The organism is Flavobacterium sp. 120, assembly GCF_003633605.1.
GTDB lineage: Bacteria > Bacteroidota > Bacteroidia > Flavobacteriales > Flavobacteriaceae > Flavobacterium > Flavobacterium algoritolerans.
On record NZ_RBKZ01000001.1, the window covers coordinates 476,494 to 503,211 of the forward strand.

General features: G+C 34.3%; 29 protein-coding genes. 16 read left to right on the plus strand and 13 right to left on the minus strand.

The genetic code is table 11. The annotated features are described in order from the left end of the window. Complete coding sequence (locus C8C87_RS01915; protein WP_121340922.1) at positions 1 to 396, plus strand: biopolymer transporter ExbD; 396 nt, start codon at positions 1 to 3, stop codon at positions 394 to 396. 105 nt (positions 397 to 501) lie between these two features. Here the strand turns inward: C8C87_RS01915 and C8C87_RS01920 are convergent, their stop codons facing one another. From C8C87_RS01920 to C8C87_RS01935, 4 genes are all read right to left on the minus strand, one after another. Beyond that, positions 502 to 1,401: an energy transducer TonB gene (locus C8C87_RS01920; protein ID WP_121340923.1), complete on the minus strand. Its 900-nt coding sequence runs from the start codon at positions 1,399 to 1,401 to the stop codon at positions 502 to 504. 195 nt (positions 1,402 to 1,596) lie between these two features. Beyond that, a complete protein-coding gene (locus tag C8C87_RS01925; protein WP_121340924.1) occupies positions 1,597 to 2,823 on the minus strand; it encodes a Glu/Leu/Phe/Val dehydrogenase dimerization domain-containing protein in 1,227 nt (408 codons plus the stop codon). An 87-nt stretch (positions 2,824 to 2,910) separates the two neighbouring features. Continuing rightward, positions 2,911 to 3,489: a chalcone isomerase family protein gene (locus C8C87_RS01930; protein ID WP_099713487.1), complete on the minus strand. Its 579-nt coding sequence runs from the start codon at positions 3,487 to 3,489 to the stop codon at positions 2,911 to 2,913. 72 nt (positions 3,490 to 3,561) lie between these two features. After that, on the minus strand, positions 3,562 to 4,629 hold the full coding sequence (locus C8C87_RS01935) for an anhydro-N-acetylmuramic acid kinase (RefSeq protein WP_121340925.1): 1,068 nt from the start codon (positions 4,627 to 4,629) through the stop codon (positions 3,562 to 3,564). 88 nt (positions 4,630 to 4,717) lie between these two features. On the opposite strand from C8C87_RS01935, the gene C8C87_RS01940 reads away from it, so the two are divergent. The 10 genes from C8C87_RS01940 to C8C87_RS01985 all read left to right on the plus strand — a co-directional run bounded on the left by C8C87_RS01940 (position 4,718) and on the right by C8C87_RS01985 (position 12,069). After that, positions 4,718 to 5,857, plus strand: coding sequence for an acyl-CoA dehydrogenase family protein (locus C8C87_RS01940; protein ID WP_121340926.1), 1,140 nt, complete (start codon positions 4,718 to 4,720; stop codon positions 5,855 to 5,857). A 127-nt stretch (positions 5,858 to 5,984) separates the two neighbouring features. Beyond that, positions 5,985 to 6,635, plus strand: coding sequence for a Crp/Fnr family transcriptional regulator (locus C8C87_RS01945; RefSeq protein WP_233549989.1), 651 nt, complete (start codon positions 5,985 to 5,987; stop codon positions 6,633 to 6,635). Between the two features lie 80 nt (positions 6,636 to 6,715). After that, on the plus strand, positions 6,716 to 7,315 hold the full coding sequence (locus tag C8C87_RS01950) for a peroxiredoxin-like family protein (RefSeq protein WP_121340928.1): 600 nt from the start codon (positions 6,716 to 6,718) through the stop codon (positions 7,313 to 7,315). Positions 7,316 to 7,317: 2 nt separating this feature from the next. Beyond that, a complete protein-coding gene (locus C8C87_RS01955; protein ID WP_121340929.1) occupies positions 7,318 to 7,776 on the plus strand; it encodes a YHS domain-containing (seleno)protein in 459 nt (152 codons plus the stop codon). 13 nt (positions 7,777 to 7,789) lie between these two features. Beyond that, a complete protein-coding gene (locus C8C87_RS01960; RefSeq protein ID WP_121343263.1) occupies positions 7,790 to 8,170 on the plus strand; it encodes a DoxX family protein in 381 nt (126 codons plus the stop codon). 9 nt (positions 8,171 to 8,179) lie between these two features. After that, complete coding sequence (locus C8C87_RS01965; protein WP_113636783.1) at positions 8,180 to 8,668, plus strand: DinB family protein; 489 nt, start codon at positions 8,180 to 8,182, stop codon at positions 8,666 to 8,668. Then, positions 8,656 to 9,366, plus strand: a complete 711-nt coding sequence (locus C8C87_RS01970; protein WP_121340930.1) for an NRDE family protein — start codon at positions 8,656 to 8,658, stop codon at positions 9,364 to 9,366. The genes C8C87_RS01965 and C8C87_RS01970 overlap by 13 nt, the downstream gene beginning before the upstream one ends. Positions 9,367 to 9,376: 10 nt before the next feature. Further along, the gene (locus tag C8C87_RS01975) at positions 9,377 to 10,411 is read left to right on the plus strand and encodes a D-alanine--D-alanine ligase (RefSeq protein ID WP_121340931.1); all 1,035 of its coding nucleotides are present in this window, start codon (positions 9,377 to 9,379) and stop codon (positions 10,409 to 10,411) included. A 4-nt stretch (positions 10,412 to 10,415) separates the two neighbouring features. Further along, positions 10,416 to 11,069, plus strand: a complete 654-nt coding sequence (locus tag C8C87_RS01980) for a hypothetical protein (RefSeq protein WP_121340932.1) — start codon at positions 10,416 to 10,418, stop codon at positions 11,067 to 11,069. Positions 11,070 to 11,088: 19 nt separating this feature from the next. Further along, positions 11,089 to 12,069, plus strand: coding sequence for a M28 family peptidase (locus tag C8C87_RS01985; protein WP_121343264.1), 981 nt, complete (start codon positions 11,089 to 11,091; stop codon positions 12,067 to 12,069). Between the two features lies 1 nt (position 12,070). Here the strand turns inward: C8C87_RS01985 and C8C87_RS01990 are convergent, their stop codons facing one another. Continuing rightward, complete coding sequence (locus C8C87_RS01990; RefSeq protein WP_121340933.1) at positions 12,071 to 12,640, minus strand: GNAT family acetyltransferase; 570 nt, start codon at positions 12,638 to 12,640, stop codon at positions 12,071 to 12,073. A 131-nt stretch (positions 12,641 to 12,771) separates the two neighbouring features. Between C8C87_RS01990 and C8C87_RS01995 the strand changes: the two genes are divergently transcribed. Then, positions 12,772 to 13,449, plus strand: coding sequence for an SDR family oxidoreductase (locus C8C87_RS01995; protein ID WP_121340934.1), 678 nt, complete (start codon positions 12,772 to 12,774; stop codon positions 13,447 to 13,449). 20 nt (positions 13,450 to 13,469) lie between these two features. Beyond that, the gene (locus C8C87_RS02000; protein ID WP_113636767.1) at positions 13,470 to 14,072 is read left to right on the plus strand and encodes a SprT-like domain-containing protein; all 603 of its coding nucleotides are present in this window, start codon (positions 13,470 to 13,472) and stop codon (positions 14,070 to 14,072) included. A 2-nt stretch (positions 14,073 to 14,074) separates the two neighbouring features. On the opposite strand, the gene C8C87_RS02005 is transcribed toward C8C87_RS02000, so the two are convergent. From C8C87_RS02005 to C8C87_RS02025, 5 genes are all read right to left on the minus strand, one after another. Continuing rightward, a complete protein-coding gene (locus C8C87_RS02005; protein ID WP_099713472.1) occupies positions 14,075 to 14,836 on the minus strand; it encodes an ABC transporter ATP-binding protein in 762 nt (253 codons plus the stop codon). Continuing rightward, entirely contained in the window at positions 14,833 to 15,582 is a 750-nt protein-coding gene (locus tag C8C87_RS02010) for an ABC transporter permease (RefSeq protein ID WP_099713471.1), read from the minus strand. The genes C8C87_RS02005 and C8C87_RS02010 overlap by 4 nt, the downstream gene beginning before the upstream one ends. A 68-nt stretch (positions 15,583 to 15,650) precedes the next feature. Further along, a complete protein-coding gene (locus tag C8C87_RS02015) occupies positions 15,651 to 16,499 on the minus strand; it encodes a glycosyltransferase family A protein (protein WP_121340935.1) in 849 nt (282 codons plus the stop codon). Positions 16,500 to 16,593: 94 nt separating this feature from the next. After that, the gene (locus C8C87_RS02020) at positions 16,594 to 17,121 is read right to left on the minus strand and encodes a methyltransferase (protein WP_099713469.1); all 528 of its coding nucleotides are present in this window, start codon (positions 17,119 to 17,121) and stop codon (positions 16,594 to 16,596) included. A gap of 235 nt (positions 17,122 to 17,356) precedes the next feature. After that, positions 17,357 to 18,415 carry a 3-oxoacyl-ACP synthase III family protein gene (locus C8C87_RS02025; protein ID WP_121340936.1) on the minus strand — a complete coding sequence of 353 codons (1,059 nt, stop codon included), beginning with the start codon at positions 18,413 to 18,415 and terminating at the stop codon, positions 17,357 to 17,359. Between the two features lie 372 nt (positions 18,416 to 18,787). Here C8C87_RS02025 and C8C87_RS02030 point away from each other — a divergent pair, with 372 nt between their 5' ends. Next, positions 18,788 to 19,312: a hypothetical protein gene (locus tag C8C87_RS02030; protein ID WP_099713467.1), complete on the plus strand. Its 525-nt coding sequence runs from the start codon at positions 18,788 to 18,790 to the stop codon at positions 19,310 to 19,312. A 73-nt stretch (positions 19,313 to 19,385) separates the two neighbouring features. On the opposite strand, the gene gcvP is transcribed toward C8C87_RS02030, so the two are convergent. Beyond that, a complete protein-coding gene (gene gcvP / locus C8C87_RS02035) occupies positions 19,386 to 22,235 on the minus strand; it encodes an aminomethyl-transferring glycine dehydrogenase (RefSeq protein WP_121340937.1) in 2,850 nt (949 codons plus the stop codon). Between the two features lie 147 nt (positions 22,236 to 22,382). Between gcvP and C8C87_RS02040 the strand changes: the two genes are divergently transcribed. Beyond that, the gene (locus tag C8C87_RS02040; protein WP_121340938.1) at positions 22,383 to 23,195 is read left to right on the plus strand and encodes a hypothetical protein; all 813 of its coding nucleotides are present in this window, start codon (positions 22,383 to 22,385) and stop codon (positions 23,193 to 23,195) included. Here C8C87_RS02040 and C8C87_RS02045 read toward each other — a convergent pair. Both C8C87_RS02045 and C8C87_RS02050 read right to left on the minus strand, forming a co-directional pair. Next, positions 23,175 to 23,636: an SRPBCC family protein gene (locus C8C87_RS02045; RefSeq protein ID WP_315167230.1), complete on the minus strand. Its 462-nt coding sequence runs from the start codon at positions 23,634 to 23,636 to the stop codon at positions 23,175 to 23,177. The genes C8C87_RS02040 and C8C87_RS02045 overlap by 21 nt on opposite strands. 129 nt (positions 23,637 to 23,765) lie before the next feature. Continuing rightward, positions 23,766 to 25,793 (minus strand): M3 family metallopeptidase, encoded by a 2,028-nt coding sequence (locus C8C87_RS02050; RefSeq protein WP_121340939.1) that lies wholly within the window; start codon positions 25,791 to 25,793, stop codon positions 23,766 to 23,768. A 226-nt stretch (positions 25,794 to 26,019) separates the two neighbouring features. Between C8C87_RS02050 and C8C87_RS02055 the strand changes: the two genes are divergently transcribed. Continuing rightward, on the plus strand, positions 26,020 to 26,691 hold the full coding sequence (locus C8C87_RS02055; protein ID WP_121340940.1) for a hypothetical protein: 672 nt from the start codon (positions 26,020 to 26,022) through the stop codon (positions 26,689 to 26,691). Positions 26,692 to 26,718 lie beyond the last annotated feature (27 nt).

The following is a 26,718-nucleotide window of genomic DNA, read 5'->3' on the forward strand; positions in this document are numbered from 1 at the left end:
ATGTCTATAAAAAGAAAAAGAAGATTTCATGCCGAGGTCGCGACTTCTTCATTAAGTGATATTATGTTTTTCCTGTTGTTGTTTTTCTTGATTATATCAACGTTGGCAAATCCTAATGTTATCAAGATGACGCTGCCAAAAGCACAATCTAACGAGAAAACAAACAAGCAATACATTAGTTTATCTGTCACAGAAGATAAAAAATTCTACATCGACAAACAGCCTGTTTTATTTGAAGAACTGGAAACGACCTTGATGTCTAAAATGGATGCGACAAAGGATCAGACGGTTGTCGTGAGAATTCCATTCAATTTACAAGTACAAGACTTAGTTGACGTACTGCAAATAGGAGTGAAGAACAATCTGAAGTTTGTGATTGCCACCAGTCCTAAGTAATTTTTATTAAACGTTTTACAAAGTAATCTTATTAGTTAAGCTGATTTTAAAATAAAAAAAATGCCTCGATATTTCGAGGCATTTTTTATGTAGCTTTATATGATTTTAATTCAAATTGAAATTGTAAACAATCTTACCTACTTGCTTCTCGGGGGCATCGCTGCTGGCGTCCCATCTCGTGTTCATCGCAGCAATTCGGGCTTGATCTAATAAACATTTTGCGGTATTCGTAGTTCCTTTTACACCGGCAACTGCATTTACAGTCCTTCCGGTTCTGTCTACAGAAACTTCTACAACAACTTTCCCTTGTTCATTACACGTGTATTTTGGTGCGGGTTTAGATAATGCTTTTCGGTTTCCTAAGGAGTATCCAACTCCTCCGCCAGAACCACTTCCGGTTCCTCCTCCGCTTCCTGAGCCATAGCCACTGCCAGTTCCTATTCCGGTTCCGGTACCATTTCCTCCGCCTGTTCCTCCACCGGAACCACCCGTTCCATAATAACCGTTAGAACTCAAGCTTCCGTTGGCTTTTCCTTTGTTTCCGGCTGCTTTGTCATCGCCATCGCCACCTTTATTCGAACCTTTTAGAATGCTGGATAAAGCATCATTTGTATTGTTAGAAACTTTAGGTTTTACAACTACTGGTTTTGTTTCTTCTTTTACAACGACTGTTGGTTTTTTAGTTTTTTCTTTCGTCGGAATGACAACCGTTTCTTCGGTGCTGTTTTCCTGAGATAAAATAGCTTCGTCAGGAGTTGATTTTGCAGGCGTTTGTCTGGTTTGATTTTTTACTTCCAAAACTTCGCTTTTATAATTTGCTCCAGAACCTAAATCGCTGTCGCCAAAATTTACTGTAACGCCACCGCCACCGCCGCCACCAGCAAGTTCATCCATGTTTGCGGGAGGCCAAAAGCGGATGAAAAATAAAATTAACAACATTGTCGCATACAAAAGAATGGATAGTGCTAACGATTTCTTTTGATCTGATGAAATGGTGGAACTCATTTGTATTTTAAATTTTAAAAAGTGTATTACTAAAAAACGTTGAAAAGTACTAAAAATTGTCAAGAGTAAAAAGCGACTGCCAGAATATAAATAATATTGCTTTCGCTTAAAACTAGAAATAAGAAAAGGGATTAAATAGATTTTAAAATCTGCTTAATCCCAGTTTCCGATAAATAGTAAAAAAACTATTTTATTTTAAGTAAGCTGCTTCAATGCGATTTCAAAAGCAGTTGCACTAATATTTGTTTTACTTGGATTCAAAGCATGTGCTTTTTCAATTGCTTTTTTGATGATTTCCGAAGTGTCTTGGAAGATTGCTTCATCAGTCATTTGTACTTTCTTTTCCATGAAGTAAGCAAAAACACGCGCCATACCACAATTAGAAATAAAGTCAGGAATTAAACTCACTTTATGATCTACATCTTCCATAATTGGACCAAAAAAGATTGCTGTGTCGGCAAAAGGAACATTCGCACCACACGAAATTACTTCAAGACCATTCGCAATCAAGCTATCAATTTGAGATTGAGTTACTAATCTGGAAGCGGCACATGGAGTGAATATTTCAGCACCAATAGTCCATATTTTTTGATTGATTTCTTCAAAAGGAATCATGTTTTCAGCAACCAGTTTGTTCCCGTCTTTTGCAAGAAATAAAGCTCTTATTTCTTCGAAAGAGAATCCTTCCTCGTTGATTAATCCTCCGTCTCTGTCGATAATACCAATTACTTTAGCACCCATTTCGGCTAAGTAAAAAGCGGCAGCAGAACCTACATTTCCAAAACCTTGTACGATTGCTTTCTTTCCTTTTACATCTCCGCCATAGATTGTATAATAATTACGAACGGCTTCGGCAACGCCATAACCGGTAATCATATCAGCAATAGTATATTTTCTGGAAACATCTGGTGAGAATTTTGGATTTTCAATCACTTTTACTACACCTTGACGCAATTGTCCAATTCTGTTGATTTTGTCTGCTTCGGTCGGTTTGAAATGACCATTAAAAACACCTTCTTGCGGATGCCAAACACCACATTCTTCCGTCATAGGAATTACTTCGTGAATTTCATCTACATTTAAATCTCCACCCGTTCCGTAGTAACTTTTCAATAAAGGAGAAACGGCTTTATACCAACGTTGTAAAACGCCTTTTTTTCTTGAGTCATTCGGGTCAAAATTAATTCCAGATTTAGCACCGCCAATAGCAGGCCCGGAAACCGAAAATTTTACTTCCATGGTTTTTGCCAAAGACAAAACTTCATTCATATCCAACCCTTTTCTCATACGAGTTCCACCACCGGCAGCACCACCACGAAGCGAATTGATGACTGTCCATCCTTCGGCTTCTGTTTCAGCATCTTTCCAATGGAAAACTATTTCAGGTTCTTTATTTTCGAATTTCTTTAATAAATCTTTCATTTGTTGCGATATGTTTAATTTAGGCAAATATAAAAAATAGAATAATGTGAATTATTTATTTTTTTGAATAATTTTAAACAATAATTTTTATTGACCTAATAAATTCTTTTTAAGGTTTTCACCCACAGGATTATCCGAAAGCCAAATTCCAAAGAATGCTTTTTTGAAATCAAATCCTGCTATTTTACCTTTTAATTTGTCGTTTTTGTAAACCCAAAGAGAAGTATCATTAGGATTATAAATCAAATTAAAAATGTCATTCTCTACAATTTCATCGCTTAGCATACCTTTAAGTTGTTCCATTCTTGGCACTAAAGTAGGAAGAACATCTTTAGAAGACTGTTCGAAACCTTTATTTAAATTCCGGGTTAACTTAGCTGATGAAACCATTGAAGAGGTGATTTGTATTCTGATAGCCATTTCAGTATTACTGTCAATAATATCTTTTGCATCTTGGGAAAGTATTGTTAAATATAATGCTTGAACATATACTTCAATCATCATTTTTGATCTGGTTCCAAACCCGTTAAGCTGAAGCGTTTTATTTTGGAATTTTATTTCTCTTGGAATAATAACACCATTGACATCAAATTGGCTTTGCGCTGTAACGATGTTGGATTGAATAAGTAAAAACAGTGTAAATAGGGGTAATAAGAGTTTTTTCATGAGTTGTGTAGGTTAAATTTTTGCTAAAATTAGTCTTTTAAGCGATGAGGGAATATAGTTTAGTTAAAATATTCAATTGTTATAAATAACTCCAGAACTGTGATCTGTTTTTGCACCTGTAACGCTGCTCAAAACATTGATTTCTCCGCGTAATTTTAAAACACCGAGTAATGCAAAAATCAGTGCTTCTTTGAATTCCAATATTTTAGCTGACGGAATAATGAGCTTCATTTTAGGTAAATGATACTGAACTCTCTCTATAAGAAAATCATTGTAAGCACCGCCGCCAGTTATAAAAAGACTTCCGTTTTTATTGGGCAAAGCCAAAGCAATTTGCAACGCCACATGTTCGGTGAAAGTATGTAACTTGTCTTCAATGGGAATGGAATATTTTTCGATAATGGGTAAAACAGTTTCTTTTACAAACTCAAAACCCAATGATTTAGGGTGTTTCTTTTGATAGAAATCCAACGCATTTAGTTCATTTAATAACTCTTTGTTGCAAATTCCGGTTCTTGAAATACTGCCTTTGTCATCATAATTCAATCCTAATTGATTCGCATAAAAATTTAAAACGGTGTTTACAGGCGAAATATCAAAGGCGATTCTTTTGTTATTCTGTTCAAAAGAAACATTCGAAAAACCACCTAAATTCATGCAATACTCATATTCAGAAAATAAAATTCGGTCGCCAATAGGAACCAAAGGTGCGCCTTGACCGCCAAGTTGTACGTCTTGAACTCTGAAATCACAAACGACAGTTTGGTTAATTAAAGTAGCTATTTCGGGTAAATTACCAATTTGAAGTGTGAATCCGTTTTGTGGTTGGTGCAAAATAGTATGTCCGTGGGAACAAACAGCATCGAGGTTTTTTATTTCGTATTTTTCGATAAAATCTGAAATAATAACAGCCAGAAGTTGCGTGTAGTCTTGATTTAATTTTTCGAGAGCAGCTTCAGAAAAACCAACAGCTATTTTCAATTTGTTTAACCAATCAATGCTATACGAAACGGTTTCAGATTCCAGGATTTGAAAGTCCCATTTGTTGTTTTTGACAGTAAAGACAATATGCGCCAAATCGACTCCGTCCAGTGAGGTTCCGGACATAACACCTATAATAGTATACTTTTCTTTAAACATTGGCTAAATTTACGAAATCGTTTGAAATTTGATATTTAATAATTACTTTTGACGACAAATTTAAGAACATTTAATTTACAATAAAAATATGGATTTTAATCTAACCGAAGAGCATTTAATGATTCAACAAGCCGCTAAAGATTTTGCTGTAGCAGAATTATTACCTGGTGTTATTGAACGTGATGAACATTCAAAATTTCCTACTGAGCAAGTGAAAATGATGGCCGATTTAGGTTTTATGGGAATGATGGTCGATCCTAAATACGGTGGGTCTGGTTTAGACAGTATTTCGTATGTTTTGGCAATGACAGAAATCGCAAAAGTGGATGCTTCAGCAGCTGTAATCATGTCAGTTAATAATTCTTTAGTTTGCGCTGGTCTTGAAAAATATTGCAACGAAGAGCAAAAAATGAAATATTTGGTTCCGCTTGCAAAAGGGGAAGTTATTGGAGCTTTTTGTTTATCAGAGCCTGAAGCTGGAAGTGATGCGACTTCGCAAAAAACGACTGCGATAGATAAAGGAGATTATTACTTATTAAATGGTACTAAAAACTGGATTACTAACGGGTCAACTGCATCAACATATTTAGTTATTGCTCAAACGGATATTGAAAAAGGACACAAAGGAATCAATGCTTTTATTGTTGAAAAAGGTTGGGCTGGATTTGATATTGGACCGAAAGAAAAGAAAATGGGAATTCGCGGAAGTGATACGCATTCATTAATGTTTTCGGATGTAAAAGTTCCTAAAGAAAATAGAATTGGTGTTGACGGATTTGGATTTGCTTTTGCAATGAATGTCTTAAATGGCGGAAGAATAGGGATTGCATCTCAAGCGTTAGGAATTGCAACTGGAGCGTACGAAATTGCTTTAAAATATTCTCACGAGAGAAAAGCATTTGGAAAAGAAATTTTCAATCATCAGGCTATTGCTTTCAAACTGGCTGATATGTATGTAAAAGTAACTGCTGCAAAATTATTGGTAATGAAAGCGGCTTGTGAAAAAGATGAAGGTAAAGATATCGCACATTCTGGTGCTATGGCAAAGTTATACGCGTCAGAAATAGCTTTAGAAGTAGCAAATGAAGCGGTTCAAATTCATGGAGGAAACGGTTATGTTGCTGAATATCATGTGGAACGTATGATGCGTGACTCTAAAATTACTCAAATTTATGAAGGAACTTCTGAAATACAACGAATTGTAATTTCAAGAGGATTAGTTTCTTAAAGGATGTAAAATAGTTCATCAAAACCCTTTCCAATTTCGGCTGGAAAGGGTTTTGTTTTTTAAATCGTTTTTTTAATACATTTACTGAAAGAATTTTTTTATGTATGAGGATTTAAAATATTGGTATTTGCGCGATCACAAATTGTTTCGAACATTGAGTTTTGGACAAATTAGACAATTGTGTATTATTACTGGTTTTAAAAAAGCTCAGAAAGGCGAAATTATATATTTTTCTTCGTCAGATTTACCAAGAATTTTTCTGCTGAAAAAGGGAAACATAAAGATTGTGGCAGTTGATGAAGACGGAAACGAAACAATTAAAGATATTATTCAAAAAGGTGATTTATTTGGAGAACTGACTTTGGAAGCTGACAGCCAGTCCAATGAATATGCAAAAGTACTTTCGGATGATGTGGCTATTTGTAGTTTTCTAATGTCGGATTTTGAAGATTTATTGTTGCGAAATCCAAGTCTGGCTTTGTCCTACACAAAGTTCGTAGGGCTAAAAATGAAACGGATTAAGAACAGTTATTCTAATTTGATTTCTAAAGACGCAAAAACCAGATTGTTTCAGTTTCTAAAAGATTGGGCTGAAAAAGAAGGTAAAAAAATAGAAGATAAAGTGGTAATTGAAAATTATCTGACCCAAAATGATATTGCGCAAATTATTTGTACTTCAAGGCAAACAGCAACTCAATTGCTTAATGAAATGGAAACGAATGGTACCATCATTTATAGTAGGAAAGAAATCATTATAACGGATATCCGTAAATTATAATTATTTTAGTGGAACTGTAATCTAGCCGACAAATCTATTCGAAATTGCACAGTAGTTTTACAACATCAAAAAGTAACACTATGAAAAAAATAATTTGTCTGGCTTTATTTGTAATTGGATTATCCGTTCAGGCTCAAAATGATTTGCCAAAATTGGCTACGGAAATTGCTCCACTACTTATTGGAGAAAAAATTCCTAATTTCAATTTAAAATCAGTAGAAAATACAAATGTTAATTTAACAGAATTAATCAGTAAGAAAAGGACCGTTTTAGTATTTTATCGTGGTGGTTGGTGCCCGTATTGTAATGCACATTTAGCGGCATTGGGAGAAGCCGAAAAACAATTACTGGATTTAGGATATCAAATTATCGCGATAAGTCCTGATGCTCCAAAAAGCTTGAAGGTAACGGATGACAAAGAAAAATTAAATTATTTATTATTATCGGACAGTACAGGTGAATTGTCTAAAGCTGTTGGAATTGCTTTTCAAGCTCCAGAAAATTATAAGACTACGATAACTAAAGGTTCCGAAGGTGTGAATAGTTCTTTTTTACCTGTTCCTACGGTGTTTATTTTAAATGTAAATGGTGAAATTGAGTTTGAATACATCACACCTAATTTCAAAAACAGAATTTCAAATGATTTGTTGATTGCCGTTGCAAAATCTTTAAATAAATAATCATGAAAAAGCTACTATTTATTCTAACCGTATTGTGTACTTTTTCTGGCTTTTCGCAAAAGGACAACAAACGAGTGACTCTTTTTAATCTTGAAAAAAATGTGGCTATTCAAGGATATGATCCAGTGGCTTATTTTAAACAAGGAAAAGCAGTAAAGGGGAAAAAAGAAATAACAGCATCGTATGAAGGTGTGGTTTATTATTTTTCGATGCCGGTAAATAAAGAATATTTTTTGAAAAATCCTTCAAAATTTGAACCTCAATACGGAGGTTGGTGTGCCTATGCAATGGGCGATTCCAATGAAAAAGTGTCTATAAATCCAGAGACTTTCAAGATTAGTAATGGAAAGTTGTATTTGTTTTACAATGCTTTCTTTAATAATACATTGAAAAGCTGGAATAAAGAGGAAACCGGATTGATGATGAAAGCGGATGCGAATTGGAGTAAAAGGATTAAGTAAAAAAACAGGAATTATGAAATCAGGTGTATTTTTCTGGATAATGCGACTCGCCGTGGCGGTGATTTTAGTGCAAACTTTGTACTTCAAATTTACAGCGAGTGAAGAATCAGTTTATATTTTTTCTGCTCTGGGAATAGAACCGTATGGAAGAATTGGCACTGGAATAGCCGAGTTGATTACGGTAATTTTGATTTTAATACCAAGAACTTCGTTATTTGGTGCTATAATGGGTTGCGGCGTTATGGTTGGTGCGATTTTTGCTCATCTGTTCGTGCTTGGGATTGAAGTGAAAAATGATGGTGGTACACTTTTTATTTTGGCACTAATTACCTTTCTTTGTTGTGTTACTTTAGTTTTTAAGGATAGGACTAAAGTGATGAATTTGTTGAATTAAAACTTAAATATGCTAATACCTTCTATTAATAATAGTTTAAACGAACTAATTGATTTGCTGAATCAATTGTCTCAAAAAGAATATTCAAATTCTTGTACGGAATTAAGTAATGCAACTATTGGGGAGCATACAAGGCATATTATTGAAATGTTTCAATGCTTAGAAAATCAATATGATTTAGGCATTGTGAATTATGATAAAAGAGAACGAAATACCCGTATTCAAACGGATACTGCTTTTGCTATTGAAAATATTGTGTTGATTCAACAAAATTTAGATAAAAAAAATAAAAACATCGAGTTGCTGCAAATTATTGATGGAGAGGAAATTCGAATTGAAAGCAACTATTTCAGAGAATTACTGTATAATTTAGAACATTGCATTCATCATCAGGCGCTTATTAAAGTTGCTATTTTACAATGTGAAACAGTTATAATTGACGCTAATTTTGGAGTTGCCCGTTCTACAATAGAATATAGAAATCAATGTGCACAGTAAGTTTTGTAGCAACGAATGATAAAATTATCATTACTTCAAATCGGGATGAAAAAACAGTAAGACCGAGTGCAATACCTCCAAGAAGTTATACCGTAAACGGGAAAAATCTTATTTTCCCAAAAGATCCAAAAGCAGGAGGAACTTGGTTTGTGGCTAATGCAGACGGAACAATTTTGGTGCTGTTAAATGGCGCCGACGAAAAACATGAAGTACAACTTCCATATCGAAAAAGCCGTGGTTTGATAGTTTTAGAGATGATCAGCAGTATTTCTCCAAAGGATTTCTGGACAGAAATTGATTTGGAAAACATAGAGCCTTTTACATTAGTTTTATTTCAAAACAATGCTCTTTTTCAATTGCGCTGGAACGGAAAAGAGAAAGAAACGACATCTTTGGACATTCATCAAAATCACATTTGGTCTTCATCGACTTTGTATCCATCAGCGATTCGTGAAAAACGAGCCAATTGGTTTCATACTTTTATGCATGACAATTTTCAAATTTCGGAATCAAAAATGCACTATTTTCATCGCTATACCGAAGAAGGAAATGATGAAAACGGTTTAGTCATCAATAGAAATGAAGAGATGAAAACGTTGAGCATCACACAATCGGTTATTGAAAAAAATAAAGTAGCTATATTGCATTACGATTTGATTGCACAACAGGATTTTTCGACCTCATTTATCACCGTTTAAAGAACTTAATTTGAAACTATTTTTTCATAAAATTACACATTGGGAATATTGGCCTTTCCAGATTGTTTACATTCCAATTTATTTTCTTTGGTCCTATTATTCTATCAAGGCAAAATCTATTTTTTTCTTTAATGCTTCTAATCCAACCATAAAAAATGGAGGTTTTATGATGGAATCCAAAAAAGAAATCTACAATTTGATTCCACAACAATATTACCCAAAAACGGAATTAATAAAAGAAGGAATTGCTCTTGAAAAAATTGTTAATACTATTGAAGAAGCAAAAATAAAATATCCTTTGATTGCTAAGCCAGATATTGGACTGCGAGGATCTGGGGTCAAAAAAATTAATACCATTGATGATTTAAAAGAATATGCTGAAAAAGCAAATTTCGATTACGTAGTGCAGGATTTAATTCCATACGAGAACGAAGTTGGGATTTTTTATGTGCGTTATCCTCATGAAAAAGCCGGCAGAATTACCGGAATAGTTTCCAAAGAATTTCTAATTATTACCGGAAACGGATTCTCTACCGTAGAAGAATTAATCAAAGAAAATTCTCGATACGAACTGCAATTAAAGGTTTTGAAACAGGAATACGGAAAAAAACTACTCGATATTCTACCAAAAGGTGAAAAATTGAATTTGGTACCTTATGGGAATCATGCACGAGGTGCAAAATTCATTGATGGAAGTCATTGGATAACACCAAAATTGACGGAAACAATAAACGAAATGTGTCTGCAAATTCCGGGTTTCTACTTTGGTAGATTGGATGTGATGTACAATACAATTGAAGAATTAGAACAAGGATTGAACTTTTCTGTCGTGGAGCTTAATGGCGCTGCAAGTGAGCCCACACACATTTATGATCCAAAGCATTCTTTGCTTTTTGCATGGAAAGAACTCGCCCGTCACATTACCTATATGTATGAAATAAGCGTGGCAAACCATAAAAATGGCGCTCCGTATTTACTGCATAAAGACGGGATGAAAGAATACAGAATGCATCTGGAACAAAGCAATAAAATTGTAAATTTCTAAAATTATGAAGGCATTAAAAAACATTTTTGTTGGTTTTTTAGTGAGCTTTATCGGTTCGATACCCTTGGGATATTTGAATGTAGTAGGTTTTGAAATCTATTCAAAGCTGGGAATGAACAGTTTGATTCTCTTTTTATTGGGAGTGATTTTTGTGGAGATGTTTGTGATTTATTTCACTTTAATTTTCGCAAAACAATTGGTCAACAATAAAAAATTAATGAAGATTATTGATTTTTTTGCCATTTTCTTTCTGTTGATTTTAGGGTATTCTTTTTATGCTAATTTCAATCAATCAATGGAAGAGCCAGGTATTCTAGAGAAATATGCAATGTATTCTCCTTTCCTGATTGGTGTATTTTTGAACTGTATCAATTTTCTTCAATTGCCATTTTGGACCGGTTGGAACCTTTATTTAATGAATGGGAATTATATCTCCATTGTAAATAAGCTAAAATTATATTATGTTTCAGGGACTTTAATAGGTACATTTTTTGGAATGATGACTTTGGTCTTGATATTAAATACCTTGTCTCAAAACACAACTGGCTTTTCTAAATATGTAATGCCAGTGGTGATTCCGTCATTTTTTGTAGTTTTAGCTATTGTTCAAATGGTAAAAGTCTACAAGAAATATTATGGAAATAAAGTCACATTATAAAAAAATAAATCTCAATATTATGAAAAAAGCATTCCTGTCTCTTTCTTTTATTTTCTTTGGTTGTTTGTCAGCTTCGTCAGTAATTGCTCAAACCGCGAGTGATGCGCAATTAAAAATTGTTGAGGCTGAATATAAAGTAACAGAAAATGACGTTGCCGAGACATTAAAATATTTAGCTTCGGATGAATTGGAAGGAAGGGAAACCGGAAAAGCAGGAATGGTAAAAGCCGCTGATTATTTGGAGCAGTTCTTCAAAAATAACAATGTGAAACCGTATTTTAAATCGTATCGCGATACCTTGTCTACTTTTAAAGAACCGGCTTTCAATATTGTAGGTTTTATTGAAGGAAGCGACCCGGTTCTTAAAAATCAATTTATAATTTTAAGTGCTCATTACGATCATATAGGCTTGGATAAAAAAGGCATAAATGGTGATTTTATAAATAATGGAGCCAATGATGATGCATCAGGAACAACTGCAGTTGCTGAAATGGCAAAATACTTCAGTATTGCCAAAAATAATAAACGAAGCATTCTTTTTGTGTTTTTTGCAGGAGAAGAAAAAGGGTTGCTAGGGTCTAAACATTTAGCCAAAAAACTGAAAGCACAGGATTTTAAATTGTATGCTCAGTTCAATATTGAAATGATTGGTGTACCAATGAAAAGAGATTATCTAGCTTATATTACAGGTTTTGATAAATCTAATATGGCAGGAAAAATCAATGAATATACTGGGAAAAATACGATTGGTTTTCTTCCAAAAGAAGCCGAATATAAATTATTCTACAGGTCAGATAACTTCTCTTTTTATGATGTTTTCAAAGTGCCTTGCCAATCTGTGAGTACATTTGATTTTGAAAATTTTGATTTTTACCATCATGTTTCAGATGATTTCAAAGCAATGGATATTCCGCACATGACTTCCTTTATTCAGGAATTATTGCCTGCTGTAACGCAAATGGTAAACACTCCGACACAAGAAATCATAATGATTAAATAGTTTAAGAAACTGCCTGACTCATATCATACGCCAAAATAAAGTACTCGTTATTGTTGAATTGAAAATCTCCAATAATAGTCCATTTTAGTTTTTCGGTATGCGCTTTCGTAGACGGAATGTTGATTTTGTTGATGAAAGTTAAGGCCAATGGGTATTTATGAAGCATGTGTGTTCTCATGAATTCAAACAGCGGCGTTATCAATCCCTTGCCGCGATATTCTTTGTGAATGCAAATGGGGCCATATTGAAAACTATTGTTTGTGGTGATTTCAAAATCCAAAAAGGTCAGCTCCTTAAACAAGGAACTCATATACTTGAAAATGGGCCATTGTTTGAAAAAATCCCAACTTCCTGCAAAAATGTAAGCAATGATTTTGTTATTGTCTTTGGCAATAAATAAGTTGTTTTCATTGATGACTTCGGTTAGTTGTTCAATGGTAAATGGCGTGGTAACAAACCCGGAAGCTTTTTCTTCTTCGGATAGATTAGCTACAAGATACAATTCCTGTAATGCCAATACGCCATCAATATCACTTATTTTTGCAGTTTCGAATTGTATGCTTTCTGTCATTTTATGAAAATTCAGATGTTAATTTGGTTTGTCAAAAATAAGTAAAATTATAGGAATCTTTAATTTTTATTACAGCAAGAATCCTTTGCGTAAAGCATTAGTTTTTTATCGTTTTTGTTTATTTTTGCTCTATGAAAAATATTATCATCACAGGAACAAGTAGGGGAATAGGATTTGAGTTGGCATTGCAATTTGCCAATGCTGGACACCAAGTATTAGCCATTTCCAGAAAAATTCCTCAAGCTTTATTGGGCAACGAAAATATTACTTGTCTTTCGGTTGATTTAGCTACTGAGTCTGAATTAGTGAAAGTAAACGATTTTTTATCCAAATCTTGGAAACAAATAGACGCAGTCATTCATAACGCAGGAAGTTTATTGCTAAAACCTTTTTCAGAAACAACTCAAGATGATTTTGAAAATATCTATAAAGTCAATGTTTTTGGAGTTGCTAATTTGACTCGAATTTGCCTGCCTTATTTACAAAAAGGAAGCCACGTAGTGACTATAAGTTCTATGGGTGGGATTCAGGGAAGTTTAAAATTTGCCGGATTGGCAGCCTATAGTTCAAGTAAAGGAGCTGTTATTACGCTATCAGAATTACTAGCAGAAGAATACAAAGAGCGTGGAATTTCTTTCAATGTTTTAGCTTTGGGTTCTGTGCAAACAGAAATGCTGGCAGAAGCTTTTCCAGGCTATCAAGCTCCAATAACAGCGGGTGAAATGGCAAATTATATTTATGATTTCACCTTGACCGGAAATAAATATTTCAACGGCAAAGTGTTGCAAGTTTCTTCTACAAATCCATAACTCATAATTCCCAAATTGTTTTGAGCGAAACTTTAGCCAGATACATTCCAGAGCATGCGGTAAAACCCGTTTTCGAACTTATTGTTGCCAATCAAGTGCATCTTAAGATTGTAAACGAGCGTCAGACGCGTCATGGGGATTATCGAAAAGGGTTAAATGGAAAGCATGAAATCACGGTAAATTCAAATCTGAATAAATACAAGTTTTTGATTACGTTGATTCATGAAATCTCGCATTTGGTGGCTTTCGAAAAATTTGGTAGAAATATAAAACCTCATGGTAACGAGTGGAAATATTCTTTTCAACGCTTGATGATTCCTTATATACGACCAGAAATTTTCCCGAATCACTTATTGCCTTTATTGGCGAGGCATTTCAAAAACCCGACAGCCAGTAGCGATACGGATGCTACTTTGGCTTTGGCACTGAAACAATTTGATCAGCAAAATGATAAAAATTATGTGTTTGAAATTCCTTATGGAAGTGTTTTCCGAATCCAAAACGGAAAGATTTTCAAGAAAATAGCCATAAGAACCAAGCGTTTTGAATGCTTGGAAATGAGTTCCGGAAAGACTTATTTATTCAATCCTAATGCTGAGGTAGAATTGTTGAAATCAAGCTAGATTTACTCTTTCAAATATGCTTCTCGTACTTTTTTGAATAAATTAGAAGAATAAACAAAGGCAACGACAGCTTCGTTATCGGTTCTGAAAATTTCTTCTTTGGTTCCTTCCCAAGCTTTTAAACCATCTTTTAAGAATAGAATTTTCTCTCCTATTTCCATCACAGAGTTCATATCGTGCGTATTTATAACCGTTGTGATATTGTATTCTTCGGTGATTTCTTTGATAAGATTATCAATCAAAATAGCCGTATTTGGATCTAAACCAGAGTTTGGTTCATCACAAAACAGGTATTTTGGATTGTTTACAATCGCGCGTGCAATCGCAACTCTTTTTTGCATTCCTCCCGAAATTTCCGAAGGTAGTTTTTTATGGGCGTCTGTTAAGTTGACCCTTTTTAATACAAAGTCTACGCGCTCCTGAATTTTTGAATTATTATCTTTGGTGAACATTTTCAACGGAAAACCTACGTTCTCTGCAACTGTCATAGAATCAAACAAGGCACTTCCTTGAAATACCATTCCTATTTCAGTTCGTAAATCACGTTTCTCATCTGGATTTAATTCAGAATAAATTCTCCCGTCAAATGAAATTGTTCCAGATTCAGGAGTGTGAATTCCTAGAAGACTTTTAAGCAAGACGGTTTTACCAGAGCCACTTTGTCCAATAATTAAATTCGTTTTTCCTGTTTCAAAAATCGTGGAAACGCCTTTAAGGATTTTGATACCGCCAAATGATTTTTCTATGTTTTTTACTTCTATCATGAGCCAAGTAACAATTGAGTTAATATGTAATTAAAAGTAATTATGGTAACTGAGGTCCAAACAAAGGATACGGTACTTGCGCGTCCTACTTCGAGTGCGCCACCTTTCATATAATACCCGTGAAAAGAAGGGATAGTTGCTAATAACATGGCAAAAATCAATGTTTTAAGGAAAGCATAAACGATGTGGAATGGAATAAAATCCAATTGAGCCCCATTTATAAACTCGTCACTTGAAGTAAATCCGCCATAAACACCAGCCATCCAGCCACCCAAAACACCCAGAAACATACTGATTCCAATAACGAAAGGATAAAGTAGTAAAGCTATTATTTTTGGGAAAACCAAATAGTTTAAGGAGTTAACTCCCATCACTTCTAGAGCGTCAATTTGTTCGGTTACTCTCATGGTTCCAATACTTGATGTGATAAAAGAACCCATTTTTCCAGCCATAATCACTGAGATAAAAGTAGGTGCAAATTCTAATATTACAGATTGTCTTGTGGCAAAACCAATAAGGTATTTTGGAATTAATGGATTGGTCAAGTTCAATGCAGTTTGTATGGCAACAACACCTCCAACAAAGAAAGAAATGAATGCTACAATACCAAGGGAACCAATAATTAAATCATCTATTTCCTTAAAAATTAGATTTCTCATCACAGACCATTTTGTCTGTTTATTGAAAATTTCTTTTAGCATTAAGAAGTATCTTCCTATCTGCGTTATATATCGAATGAGCATCATAGTTTTGTGAATATGGGCTAAATTACAAAAATAGTTATGAGTTATAAGTTATGCGTTCGTAGTTTTCGTTAGAAAATTTTTTCTTTCATTTTCTTCAAACGATACTTGCGAATAAATTTAGCTTGTTCTGCGGTTACCAATAATGGTGTTTTAGCTGCTTTTGCTTTCCAAAAACCTTTGATGTAATCTAAAAAAAGTAATGGTTTCTTTTTCATCATCGCCAGTTTAGCAGAAGCTATCGAAGTGATTAAAAATCCGTAGCCTAAAGTATAAAACGCTTCTCCTTGTTTGTAACGGGCTGTTTTGTTATAATTAGCTCCAGTTGGTTTTAGGTGTTTTACGATTAATGAGGAATCAGTAACTACTTTCCATCCGTAAAATTTTGACAATAATTCATCAACAGTATCCCAACCCATAGCTGGTTTTAAATTTCCTATTTGTTGGAAACATGCTTTTCTATAGGCTTTAAACGCACCACGAATATGATCTTTATCGGTTAGATTTTCCAGAATCCATTCGCCATTTTTTTCAATGTAGGCAAATCCGCCAGCCATTCCTATTGTTGCATCTTTTTCGAAAATATTTAAAATAGTCTCGAAATAATTGTTGGGTAGAATTAAATCAGCATCCAGTTTTACGATAACATCATACTCTTCGTCCAATGTTTCGAATCCTTTATGAAAAGCCTGAATAACTTTACTTCCCGGTAAATGTATTGCGCTGGAAGTTTTGTTTACTAAAGAGATAAACGGATTTTCTTTGGCGTAAGCGGTTACGATTTCAGCTGTTTTATCAGTAGAATTATCATTGACAATCACTACTTTTTTTGGTAAAACAGTTTGAGAAATCAAAGAATCTAAAGTTAAAGCGATGAAAGCTTCTTCGTTATGAGCCGGAATAACAATATAATAATTCATTTAAAATATTTTTGAATGAAGATTAACGATTCTTGATTTCAGATTTTTACATCCATTATCACAATCATAAATCGACATTCGTTAATCAACAATCTTAAATCTTAGCCCTTTCAGCGTAAACGATATAATATCTATTGGTGAACTTTCTCAATAAGGGACGAAGACCAAATTTCTTTACGGGATTGGTCCATTTTTCGCGGTCGATTATTTTCCAACCTGTTTTTTCCAAAAGCCAGTCCAATTGCCAATCTTCAAATTCATGGTAATGTCTGTCCCACATATCGGTTTTGCTTCGATAAGCTGGTGAAAACCACAAGCGCATTGGGATAGATATAAAAAGTTTATCTGATTTTATTTCGCTTAAAATCGTGTAAGGGTTTAGTAAATGTTCAAAGATTTCGAAAGCGGTTACCACATCTTTTTTTTCTGTTGAAAATACGGATTGGTCTTTGTCTAAGTCTTCTCCTGTTGTATTTGTAACTGCAAATCCTTCGGATTTCATGATTTTAGAAAAAGGATTTTCTACGCCTAAATCTAATATGGTTTCTGAAGTTGAGACGTGTTTTTTTAGAAATTCTAAAGTATGTTTGAATCTTTTATTGGGAAACGTTTTTTCGTACATGTTTTTTTGATTTTGCCGCTAGGGCACGAAGGCACAAATATAGTAATAAATGTGTTTTTGGGCATTGTTTTTTAGCCCGGATGGGAATGAAAATCCCGGAGCTTCAAAATGTAGTTTTTCAAGGTGCAAAAAGCGACAGAATGAAGCTTTCTTGCACCTTAGAAAAACAAGTTTTGTAGTGAGGAATTGTAGTGTACAGCCGGATTAGCTCCTGATTGTTGTGTTCCTCACAATTTTAATATCTGTAAACAAATGCGTTGATGTTCATTCCTGCTCCTACGGATGCAAAGATTAGAACATCGCCTTTTTGTATGGATTGGTTTTCTATTTCTCCGCGAATTAACAAGTCGAAAAGAGTAGGAACGGTGGCTACACTGCTATTTCCTAGTTCATGAATGCTCATGGGCATGATATCTTTTGGAACGGGTCTGTCGTATAATTTGTAAAAACGTTGAATTATAGCTTCATCCATTTTTTCATTGGCTTGATGGATAAGGATTTTTTTTACGTCATCAATACCTAATCCACTTTTGTCCAAACAACTTTTCATTGCAGCAGGAACTTGGCTTAATGCAAATTCGTAGATTTTACGTCCGTACATTTTTATGTAACGAATGTCTGGATCTAAATCTGGGTTGTATGATTTGCCAAAGAACAAGTAATTAGCTTCATCATTTGCGTAAGTAGCACTTTCGTAAGCTAACATTCCGGTTTCATTATCAGAAGCTTCAATGATAGAAGCACCGGCGCCATCAGAATAAATCATGGAGTCTCTGTCATGCGCATCAACTACTCTGGAAAGGGTTTCAGCACCAATTACCAAACAGCGTTTTGCCATGCCGGATTTTATAAATGCATTGGCTTGAAGTACGCCTTCAATCCAGCCTGGGCATCCAAAAAGGATATCGTAAGCAACGCATTTTGGGTTTTTAATTTGTAATTTATTTTTAACACGTGTGGCTAAACTCGGAATCATATCGGATTGAGTTGTTCCAGATTTTACATCACCAAAATTATGAGCAAAGATGATATAGTCAATCGTTTCCGGATCAATTCCTGCATTTTCTATTGCTTTTTGAGAAGCAAAAAAAGCTAAATCAGAAGAAGTGTATTGGTCTTCGGCATAACGTCTGTGTTCTATACCGGTAATTCCTTTAAATTTATTAATGACTACTTCATTAGGGTATCCAAAAGCTGTTCCGTCTTCATTCAAAAAAACATGTTCACTAAAGTCAGTATTGCTTACTTTTTTCTCAGGAATATAACTTCCTATTCCAGTTATTTTTATTTTCATCGGGTTGTTTTTCCAAAAATTCAGGCTAATTTAATGATAAATAAATTAGTACACTCACAAAATTTACTATGCATGCATATAATTGTGAAATAATAATTTATTGGCAAAAATATTGATTATTTTATTACGAATTGCAAAAAACGATGCGATATTTATTTCCTAATTGTTGCAATTGATAAAATTGATATTTTGAGGATTAGGATTTCATGTTTATTTACTATGAAGTCTATGTTAAGTTATTTATCGCAGTTTTTTTAGCTGTAATCTTAATTTTGTAGGATTATAATTTCTTTATTAAATGTTATTGGTTTTGTAAGTTTTTTTATATTTTTGATAATTATAAATAACTAATTAATAAAAAAATAAAAAAAAATGAAAAAAATTATTTTATTGTTTTCTATGATTTTAACTGCAACTTTAGCAAGTGCTCAAGTTGATGTTATCACAAAACACAGTGGTGAAATCGTAAATGGAAAAGTTATGCGTGTAGATGAATACACGGTTGTTTTTAAATATGATGGTGAAGATGCTGAAAATTCTATCGGGAAATATGCAATTGAAAAAATTGTTTATGGTAAAAGTGGTAGAGTAGAAGAGGTTACTGAAAAAATAGTTGTTGCTGGTGAAGCTGATTGGGAAAAAGTGATTATTCTTGAAGAAAAATCATACATCGCTGGTTTGAAAAAAGTAGGCGAAGTTAGAGGAAAAACAGGGATGATTAATCTTCAAACAGGTAATACAGGTGACAAAAAAGCAGAGAAAAAGCTTAAAATGTCCGCTGCAATATTGGGTTGTCCTTTTGTATTGATGATTTCTGATAAAACTACAGTTGGAGCAAATTCTAATCAATTTGGTGGAACACAAGCTATAAAAACTGGTTTAGGATATAAATACTAGATTTAGAATGTTCTTATAAAAAAATGCCTCGATATTCGAGGCATTTTTGTTTTTTTTAAAATTAATTCAAAAATTAGTTTTCCATGTACGCTTCAATTGGTGCGCAAGAACAAACTAAATTTCTATCACCGTACGCTTCATCTGCTCTACGAACGGTAGGCCAGAATTTATTTTCGGCAATGTATTCTAATGGAAATGCAGCAGCTTCACGAGTGTAAGGGAAATTCCAAGTATCAGTAGTAACCATCATTAAAGTATGTGGCGCATTTTTCAACACATTATTTGGATTGTCTAAAGTAGCGGCTTCAATTTCTTTTCTGATAGCAATCATGGCATCACAAAAACGATCTAACTCTTCTAAGTTTTCACTTTCAGTAGGTTCAATCATTAAAGTTCCGGCAACTGGGAACGAAACGGTTGGAGCATGAAAACCATAATCCATCAAACGTTTAGCAATATCAGTTACTTCAATTCCTTTTTCTTTAAATGGACGGCATTCCAAAATCATTTCGTGTGCCGCACGACCCATTTCTCCAGAATACAACGTATCATAGTGACCGTTTAATTTCTCTTTAATATAGTTTGCATTTAAAATTGCATATTCAGTAGATTTTTTCACACCTTCAGCACCAAGCATGCAGATGTAACCATACGATATCAAACAAACCAAAGCAGAACCCCAAGGTGCGGCAGAAATAGCTGTAATAGCGTTTTCTCCACCTGTTGGAATTACTGGATTTGTAGGTAAAAATGGCACAAGTTGTGGTGCAACACATATTGGTCCTACACCAGGTCCTCCGCCACCGTGAGGAATAGCGAATGTTTTGTGTAAGTTCAAGTGACAAACATCAGCCCCAATAGTTGCAGGATTTGTTAATCCAACTTGAGCATTCATGTTGGCACCATCCATATATACTTGTCCACCGTTATCGTGGATCAATTGTGTGATTTCTTTGATTGCGCTTTCAAAAACACCGTGAGTTGATGGATACGTTACCATCAAGCAAGAAAGATTGTCTTTGTGAAGAATTGCTTTTTCACGTAAATCTTCTACATCAATATTTCCATTTTCCAATGTTTTAGTAACCACAACTTTCATTCCTGCCATAGCTGCCGAAGCTGGATTTGTTCCGTGAGCCGATGATGGAATTAAAGCAATGTTTCTATGGTGATCTCCTCTAGATTGGTGGTACGCACGAATAACCATTAATCCGGCATATTCCCCTTGAGCACCTGAATTAGGTTGTAATGTTGTTCCTGCAAAACCAGTAATAACATTTAATTGTTGTTCTAATTTAGCCAGCATTTCTTGGTATCCTTGCGCTTGGTCTAATGGAGCAAACGGGTGAATGTTATTCCATTGTGCCATGCTTAAAGGCAACATTTCTGAAGCGGCATTCAGTTTCATGGTACAAGATCCCAATGAAATCATGGAGTGATTCAATGCCAAATCTTTTCGTTCCAGCATTTTGATGTAACGCATCAAAGCGGTTTCTGAATGGTGTTTATTGAAGACATCGTGTTGCAAGAACGTTGATGTTCTGTTTACATTTTCTGGGAAATGATTGGTTTCTGATAAACTGTCAATTGTAGTTGCCTGAGTACCTTTTGCGGAAGCGAAAACAGCAATAATTTTATTTAAATCAGCAATGCTTGTAGTTTCGTTCAAAGAAATTGAAACTGTATTTTCGTCGATGTAATAAAAGTTGATTTCGTTTTGTTCAGCAATCGCTTTTACTTTTTGGGCATCAGCCTTGATAACAATTGTGTCAAAGAAAGCAGTATTGGTTTGTTGTAAGCCTAATTTTTCTAATGCATTTGCCAATGTTGCTGCCGAAGCATGTACTTTATTAGCAATGTATTGCAAGCCTTTTGGGCCATGATAAACAGCATACATTCCTGCCATAACTGACAATAGAACTTGTGCTGTACAAATATTTGAAGTGGCTTTATCACGTTTAATGTGTTGCTCACGTGTTTGTAATGCCATACGCAAAGCACGATTTCCATCCGTATCAACAGTTACACCGATGATTCTTCCTGGCATGCTTCTTTTGTATTCTTCTTTTGTGGCAAAATAAGCAGCGTGTGGACCACCGTAACCTAACGGAATTCCGAAACGTTGCGTAGTTCCAAGAACTACTGCAGCGCCCATTTCTCCCGGAGGAGTCAGTTTTGCCAAACTTAAAATATCAGCAGCAACGGCTACTTTTATTTCGCTTGCAGCCGCTTTAGCGATAAATGCGGTATAATCATGAACTTGTCCAAATTTCCCTGGATATTGAAGGATTGCTCCAAAATATTCCGATGAAAAATCGAATGATTCATGGTTTCCAATCACTAATTCAACCCCGATTGGCGTAGAACGTGTTTGCAAAACCGATAAAGTTTGTGGTAATATTTCCTCAGAAACGAAAAATTTATTGATGTTGTTTTTCTTTTGGTCGCGAGAACGAACGTCAAAAAGTAACGCCATTGCTTCAGCAGCAGCAGTTCCTTCGTCTAATAAAGAGGCATTAGCGATTTCCATTCCGGTTAATTCGATAACCATCGTTTGAAAATTCAAAATCGCTTCTAAACGACCTTGTGCGATTTCAGCTTGATACGGCGTATAAGCAGTATACCATCCTGGATTTTCAAATACATTTCTTTGGATTACCGCAGGGATAATGGCTGCATTGTATCCTAAACCAATGTACGATTGAAAAACTTTATTTTTATTCCCTAATTTTTGAATGTGATTTGCAAACTCATATTCAGTCATTGCAGGCTCTAAGTCCAAATCAGATTTTAAACGAATATCACTTGGGATAGTTTCATGGATCAATTGGTCAAGTGTTGCTGCCCCAATTGTCTTCAACATATGTTCTAGATCATTTTCTCTTGGGCCAATGTGTCTTAATGCAAAAGCGTCTGTTTTCATTATATATAAAATGGGTTGTGTGTTTCTTGTTTTAAAAGGCTGTAAAAATAAATATTAATCTGCTATTAAAAGACTTTTTTAACTTGATTTTCTGTGAATTTTTCAACTAAAAGCCATTCTTGTTAACACTTTGATTAATTTTGTCTAATGAGGTTTTTGAAACTAATATTCGATTTTTACATTAATAGTAGCATTCACGTGGGTTTGTCTTGTTATGCCTTGGTTAGAATGACGCAACACATGTTCCACATTCCAGTAGATGAGCCAGTTGCTAACTTTGCTTTTTTTGGAACAATTGTAGGATATAATTTTGTAAAATATGATGCACTGGCTAGAGTTCAAAGATTACAAATGCGTAAGCAGTTAAAAACGATTGCTTTATTTAGCTTTTTTGCTCTTTTTTTAGTCGGATATTATTTTTTTCTGCTGCAAAGGATAACCCAAATAGTCGCAGTAGTTTTCTTGAGTGTTACATTATTGTACACACTTTCCTTTTTTCCAAATAAGAAAAATGCCAGGAATTGGGCAGGTGTTAAAATTTATATTGTAGCATTGTGTTGGGTTGGAGTGACACTGGCTTTGCCAGTTTTGAATGCTGATGTTCCAATTACTTCCGATTTTTATTTAAAATGTATGCAACGCTTTATCTTGATTTTTGTATTGGTACTTATTTTTGAAATTATTGATTTGGCAAAAGACGATCCGCATTTAAAAACAGTACCGCAGCAAATAGGGGTGAAGCGCACTAAAATATTAGGGTTGTTGCTTTTACTTCCGTTTTATTTTTTAGAATTTTTTAAAAGTAATTTTGACAAAAATCAATTGATTATCAACCTGATTTTAGTGATAATCATTTCATTATTTATGCTTTTTGCAAATGAAAAACGGTCTAAATATTACACTTCCTTTTGGGTAGAAAGTGTCCCGATTGTTTGGTGGTTATTGCTTCTCATTTTCTGATAAAGCTTTCAATGTTTTATTTCTTTCGATGATAAAATTAATCATGTGATTTTTTAAAAACAATAAATCAAATAATTCTCCAAAAAATCCATAGGGAACTTCATAATGTAATTTATCCTTCATTATAGTAACTCCGTCTTTTTCATTAAATATATGTTCATGTCGGAATGATTTGAATTTTCCTTCTTCCATTTCATCAACAAAATAGTCGTATAAATTCATGGCTGTGATTCGGCTTTTATGAGTCAAATAAACACCAAAATGTTTGCCTCGCCAAGTAACGGTTTCGTTGTAATTAATTAACCCGGAAGTGATTCCGTCAATTGCAGTTTCTTTAGTGAAATTGACAGATTCTTGGTGTGTGTCAATATCTCTGGATAGATCAAAAACAGTTTGTATTGGGGCATTTATTTTAGTTAAAACCTTAATAGTTGTTATCATATCAAATGTTTTTTGTTTTTAATAATACATTTAAAGTAATTCAAGAATAAATTGTTGTTTTTAGCTTTCTGTGCTAAAAGTGTATTAAAAAACCCGAAGCATTATACTTCGGGTTTCAAATATTTATACTTATACCAATCCTGCTCTTCTCAATAATGCTTCCGGTTTTGGTTCTTGTCCTCTAAAGCGTTTGTACAAAATCATCGGATGTTCTGTTCCGCCTTTAGACAGCACGTTTTCTTTAAATTTTGTGGCTACTTCTTTATTGAAAATACCTTTTTCCTGAAAATATTCAAAAGCATCAGCATCCAGAACTTCGGCCCATTTGTAGCTGTAATAACCAGAAGAATAACCGCCTTGAAAAATATGGGAGAAAGAGGTGCTCATCGCATTTTCTTTTACTTCAGGATACAATTGTGTGGCTGCAAATTGTTCGGTTTCAAAAGCTTTGATGTCTTTGATATTGGAAGGATCTTGCGCATGCCACCCCATATCCAATAATCCAAAACTCAATTGACGCATCGTTGCAATTCCTTCTTGGAAACTGGCGCTTTCTTTAATTTTATGTACTAATTCCATCGGAATCATTTCGCCAGTTTGATAATGATAAGCAAACAAAGCCAAAGCTTCCGGTTCGTAACACCAGTTTTCTAAAATCTGACTTGGTAATTCTACAAAATCCCAATATACACTTGTTCCGGATAAACTTGGGTATGTCGTGTTTGCCAACATTCCGTGCAATGCATGACCAAATTCATGAAACAAAGTCGTTACTTCGTTAAAAGTTAATAATGATGGTTTTGTTTCGGTAGGTTTCGTGAAATTGCACACAATTGAAATATGCGGTCTTTCGTTGATTTCCTTTTTGATGTATTGCGATTTAAAAGACGTCATCCAAGCACCGTTTCTTTTGCCTTTTCTTGGAAAGAAATCAGCATAAAAAACAGCAACCAGTTGGTCTTCCTCGTCTTTTACTTCGTATGTTTTTACTTCCTCATGGTATTTATCTACTTCGAAAATTTCTTCGAAAGTGATTCCGTATAATTTTTGCGCTACTGCAAAAGCACCGTCCAGAACTTTCTCTAATTGAAAATAAGGTTTTAATATTTCATCATCTAAATTGAATAATTGTTGCTTCAATTTCTCCGAATAATACGCGCCATCCCATTTCTCTAGTTGTTCGATTCCGTGAAGTTCTTTTGCGAAAGCGGTTAATTGTGCAAATTCTTTCAAAGCTGCCGGTTTCGCTTTTTCCAATAAATCATTCGAAAATGTTTTCACTTTCTCCGGACTTTCTGCCATTCGTTCTTCAAGTACAAAATGAGCATGAGTGGCATAACCTAAAACCTGAGCTCGGTCAAAACGCAATTTTGCAATTTTAAGTACAATTTCCTGATTGTCAAATTCATTGTTTTGAAAACCTTTCGCGCCAAAAGCGATTGCCATTTTCTTGCGCAATTCACGATTATCAGCATAGGTCACAAACGGAACATAACTTGGGTAATCCAGCGTGAAAATCCAGCCTTCTTTTTCTTGGCTTTTAGCCAAAGAATGAGCGGCTTCGATAGTTCCTTCCGGTAAACCGGCTAAATCAGATTCATTTGTAATATGCAATTGATACGCTTGTGTTTCGGCCAAAACATTTTCGCCAAACTGCAAACTCAATTTCGATAATTCTTTGTCTATTTCTCGCAATTGATTCTTTTTGTCTTCTGGCAAATTCGCTCCGTTTCTGGAAAAGCTTTTGTATTTTTTATCCAAAAGAGTGGTTTGTTCTGGATTTAGATTCAGTTTTTCTCGTTGCTCATAAACCGTTTTTACTCGGGCGAATAAATCAGGGTTAAGGCGAACGTCATTTCCAAATTCAGATAATAACGGAGAAACTTCCTGAGCGATTTTTTGAATCTCATCATTGGTTTCTGCTGAATTTAAGTTGAAAAAGATACTTGAAATTCTATCCAAAACATCTCCGCTGAAAGCTAGTGCTTCAATGGTGTTTTCGAAAGTAGGCTGTATGGGATTTCTAACAATAGCATCGATTTCGGCTTTTGCCAATTCGATTCCTTTTTGAAAAGCAGGAAGAAAATCTTCGTTTTTAATTTTCGAAAAAGGCGCAGTATTATACTTTGTATTGAAATGGTGGGTTAAGATGCTCATTTGTATTTTTTAATAAAAATAATTCGATGTTTAAAGATAACAAATGTACGGATTTAATGAAAAAAATGAAGTTGATAAAGCAATTGATTTATTTCAAAATGCCATTGCTGATTGTGTTATTTAAATGTTATTTATTTCGTTTCGCAGTGATAAAGCCCTAAATTGTAAAAAAAGATGCGTTTCTGAAGAGACAAATCAAAACAAGAAATAAATATTCAAAGAAAATATGAACTATCAAATTACAATAAATAGCGCAAATACTGTAGACGAAATTGAAACCTATTGGACAAATGATGATTATATTAAACTGCTTGAAAAATTCGATTATCCGGATGCTTCAGATGCGGATGCTTCCAGTTTAAGAGAACTATTATTTATGGCAATTTCTGATTTTGAACCCAAAGAGGCTGCCGTAATCGTATTAGAATATAAATTATCAGAGCATTTAAACGAAGGGCAAATTCACCAAATTTCTAATGATATGTTTTTGGATAAAGTGTGTGAAGAATATCCTGAAATAGGATTACATTCAACTCTATTTCATATTAATCAATTGCTTTTTAAAGCGTATAACGGTAAATTTCCCAATGCAAAAGCAACAATTATAACGGTTACAATTGCGCCATTAGAAAGTGAAAATGAGATGCAATTGACCAAAGAGAATGTACTTAAATTATTGAGCAAAGGATTGTCTGACAGTAATCTTATCAAACGATTGTTTGATCACGCGATGAATGAAAATGCTCCTTTTCCGGAAGCTGAGGATGTTTTGTGGGATTTAACAACTGTGGATAATCTGAATTATACCATTACCACCTCTGAGTATTGGCTGAATAAAGAAGATATAATTGCTTCGGAATTTGAAGGGGTTTTAGAAATAGCAGTAGATGTTGAATAAGTGATTCAAGATTTAAATAAAAAAGCT

Excerpts from the sequence above, each read along its gene's own strand:
- C8C87_RS01915 (WP_121340922.1), top strand. The coding sequence starts at position 1 with ATGTCTATAAAAAGAAAAAGAAGATTTCATGCCGAGGTCGCGACTTCT.
- C8C87_RS01920 (WP_121340923.1), bottom strand. The coding sequence starts at position 1,401 with ATGAGTTCCACCATTTCATCAGATCAAAAGAAATCGTTAGCACTATCC.
- C8C87_RS01925 (WP_121340924.1), bottom strand. The coding sequence starts at position 2,823 with ATGAAAGATTTATTAAAGAAATTCGAAAATAAAGAACCTGAAATAGTT.
- C8C87_RS01930 (WP_099713487.1), bottom strand. The coding sequence starts at position 3,489 with ATGAAAAAACTCTTATTACCCCTATTTACACTGTTTTTACTTATTCAA.
- C8C87_RS01935 (WP_121340925.1), bottom strand. The coding sequence starts at position 4,629 with ATGTTTAAAGAAAAGTATACTATTATAGGTGTTATGTCCGGAACCTCA.
- C8C87_RS01940 (WP_121340926.1), top strand. The coding sequence starts at position 4,718 with ATGGATTTTAATCTAACCGAAGAGCATTTAATGATTCAACAAGCCGCT.
- C8C87_RS01950 (WP_121340928.1), top strand. The coding sequence starts at position 6,716 with ATGAAAAAAATAATTTGTCTGGCTTTATTTGTAATTGGATTATCCGTT.
- C8C87_RS01955 (WP_121340929.1), top strand. The coding sequence starts at position 7,318 with ATGAAAAAGCTACTATTTATTCTAACCGTATTGTGTACTTTTTCTGGC.
- C8C87_RS01960 (WP_121343263.1), top strand. The coding sequence starts at position 7,790 with ATGAAATCAGGTGTATTTTTCTGGATAATGCGACTCGCCGTGGCGGTG.
- C8C87_RS01965 (WP_113636783.1), top strand. The coding sequence starts at position 8,180 with ATGCTAATACCTTCTATTAATAATAGTTTAAACGAACTAATTGATTTG.
- C8C87_RS01970 (WP_121340930.1), top strand. The coding sequence starts at position 8,656 with ATGTGCACAGTAAGTTTTGTAGCAACGAATGATAAAATTATCATTACT.
- C8C87_RS01980 (WP_121340932.1), top strand. The coding sequence starts at position 10,416 with ATGAAGGCATTAAAAAACATTTTTGTTGGTTTTTTAGTGAGCTTTATC.
- C8C87_RS01985 (WP_121343264.1), top strand. The coding sequence starts at position 11,089 with ATGAAAAAAGCATTCCTGTCTCTTTCTTTTATTTTCTTTGGTTGTTTG.
- C8C87_RS01990 (WP_121340933.1), bottom strand. The coding sequence starts at position 12,640 with ATGACAGAAAGCATACAATTCGAAACTGCAAAAATAAGTGATATTGAT.
- C8C87_RS01995 (WP_121340934.1), top strand. The coding sequence starts at position 12,772 with ATGAAAAATATTATCATCACAGGAACAAGTAGGGGAATAGGATTTGAG.
- C8C87_RS02005 (WP_099713472.1), bottom strand. The coding sequence starts at position 14,836 with ATGATAGAAGTAAAAAACATAGAAAAATCATTTGGCGGTATCAAAATC.
- C8C87_RS02010 (WP_099713471.1), bottom strand. The coding sequence starts at position 15,582 with ATGATGCTCATTCGATATATAACGCAGATAGGAAGATACTTCTTAATG.
- C8C87_RS02015 (WP_121340935.1), bottom strand. The coding sequence starts at position 16,499 with ATGAATTATTATATTGTTATTCCGGCTCATAACGAAGAAGCTTTCATC.
- C8C87_RS02020 (WP_099713469.1), bottom strand. The coding sequence starts at position 17,121 with ATGTACGAAAAAACGTTTCCCAATAAAAGATTCAAACATACTTTAGAA.
- C8C87_RS02025 (WP_121340936.1), bottom strand. The coding sequence starts at position 18,415 with ATGAAAATAAAAATAACTGGAATAGGAAGTTATATTCCTGAGAAAAAA.
- C8C87_RS02030 (WP_099713467.1), top strand. The coding sequence starts at position 18,788 with ATGAAAAAAATTATTTTATTGTTTTCTATGATTTTAACTGCAACTTTA.
- gcvP (WP_121340937.1), bottom strand. The coding sequence starts at position 22,235 with ATGAAAACAGACGCTTTTGCATTAAGACACATTGGCCCAAGAGAAAAT.
- C8C87_RS02040 (WP_121340938.1), top strand. The coding sequence starts at position 22,383 with ATGAGGTTTTTGAAACTAATATTCGATTTTTACATTAATAGTAGCATT.
- C8C87_RS02045 (WP_315167230.1), bottom strand. The coding sequence starts at position 23,636 with ATGATAACAACTATTAAGGTTTTAACTAAAATAAATGCCCCAATACAA.
- C8C87_RS02050 (WP_121340939.1), bottom strand. The coding sequence starts at position 25,793 with ATGAGCATCTTAACCCACCATTTCAATACAAAGTATAATACTGCGCCT.
- C8C87_RS02055 (WP_121340940.1), top strand. The coding sequence starts at position 26,020 with ATGAACTATCAAATTACAATAAATAGCGCAAATACTGTAGACGAAATT.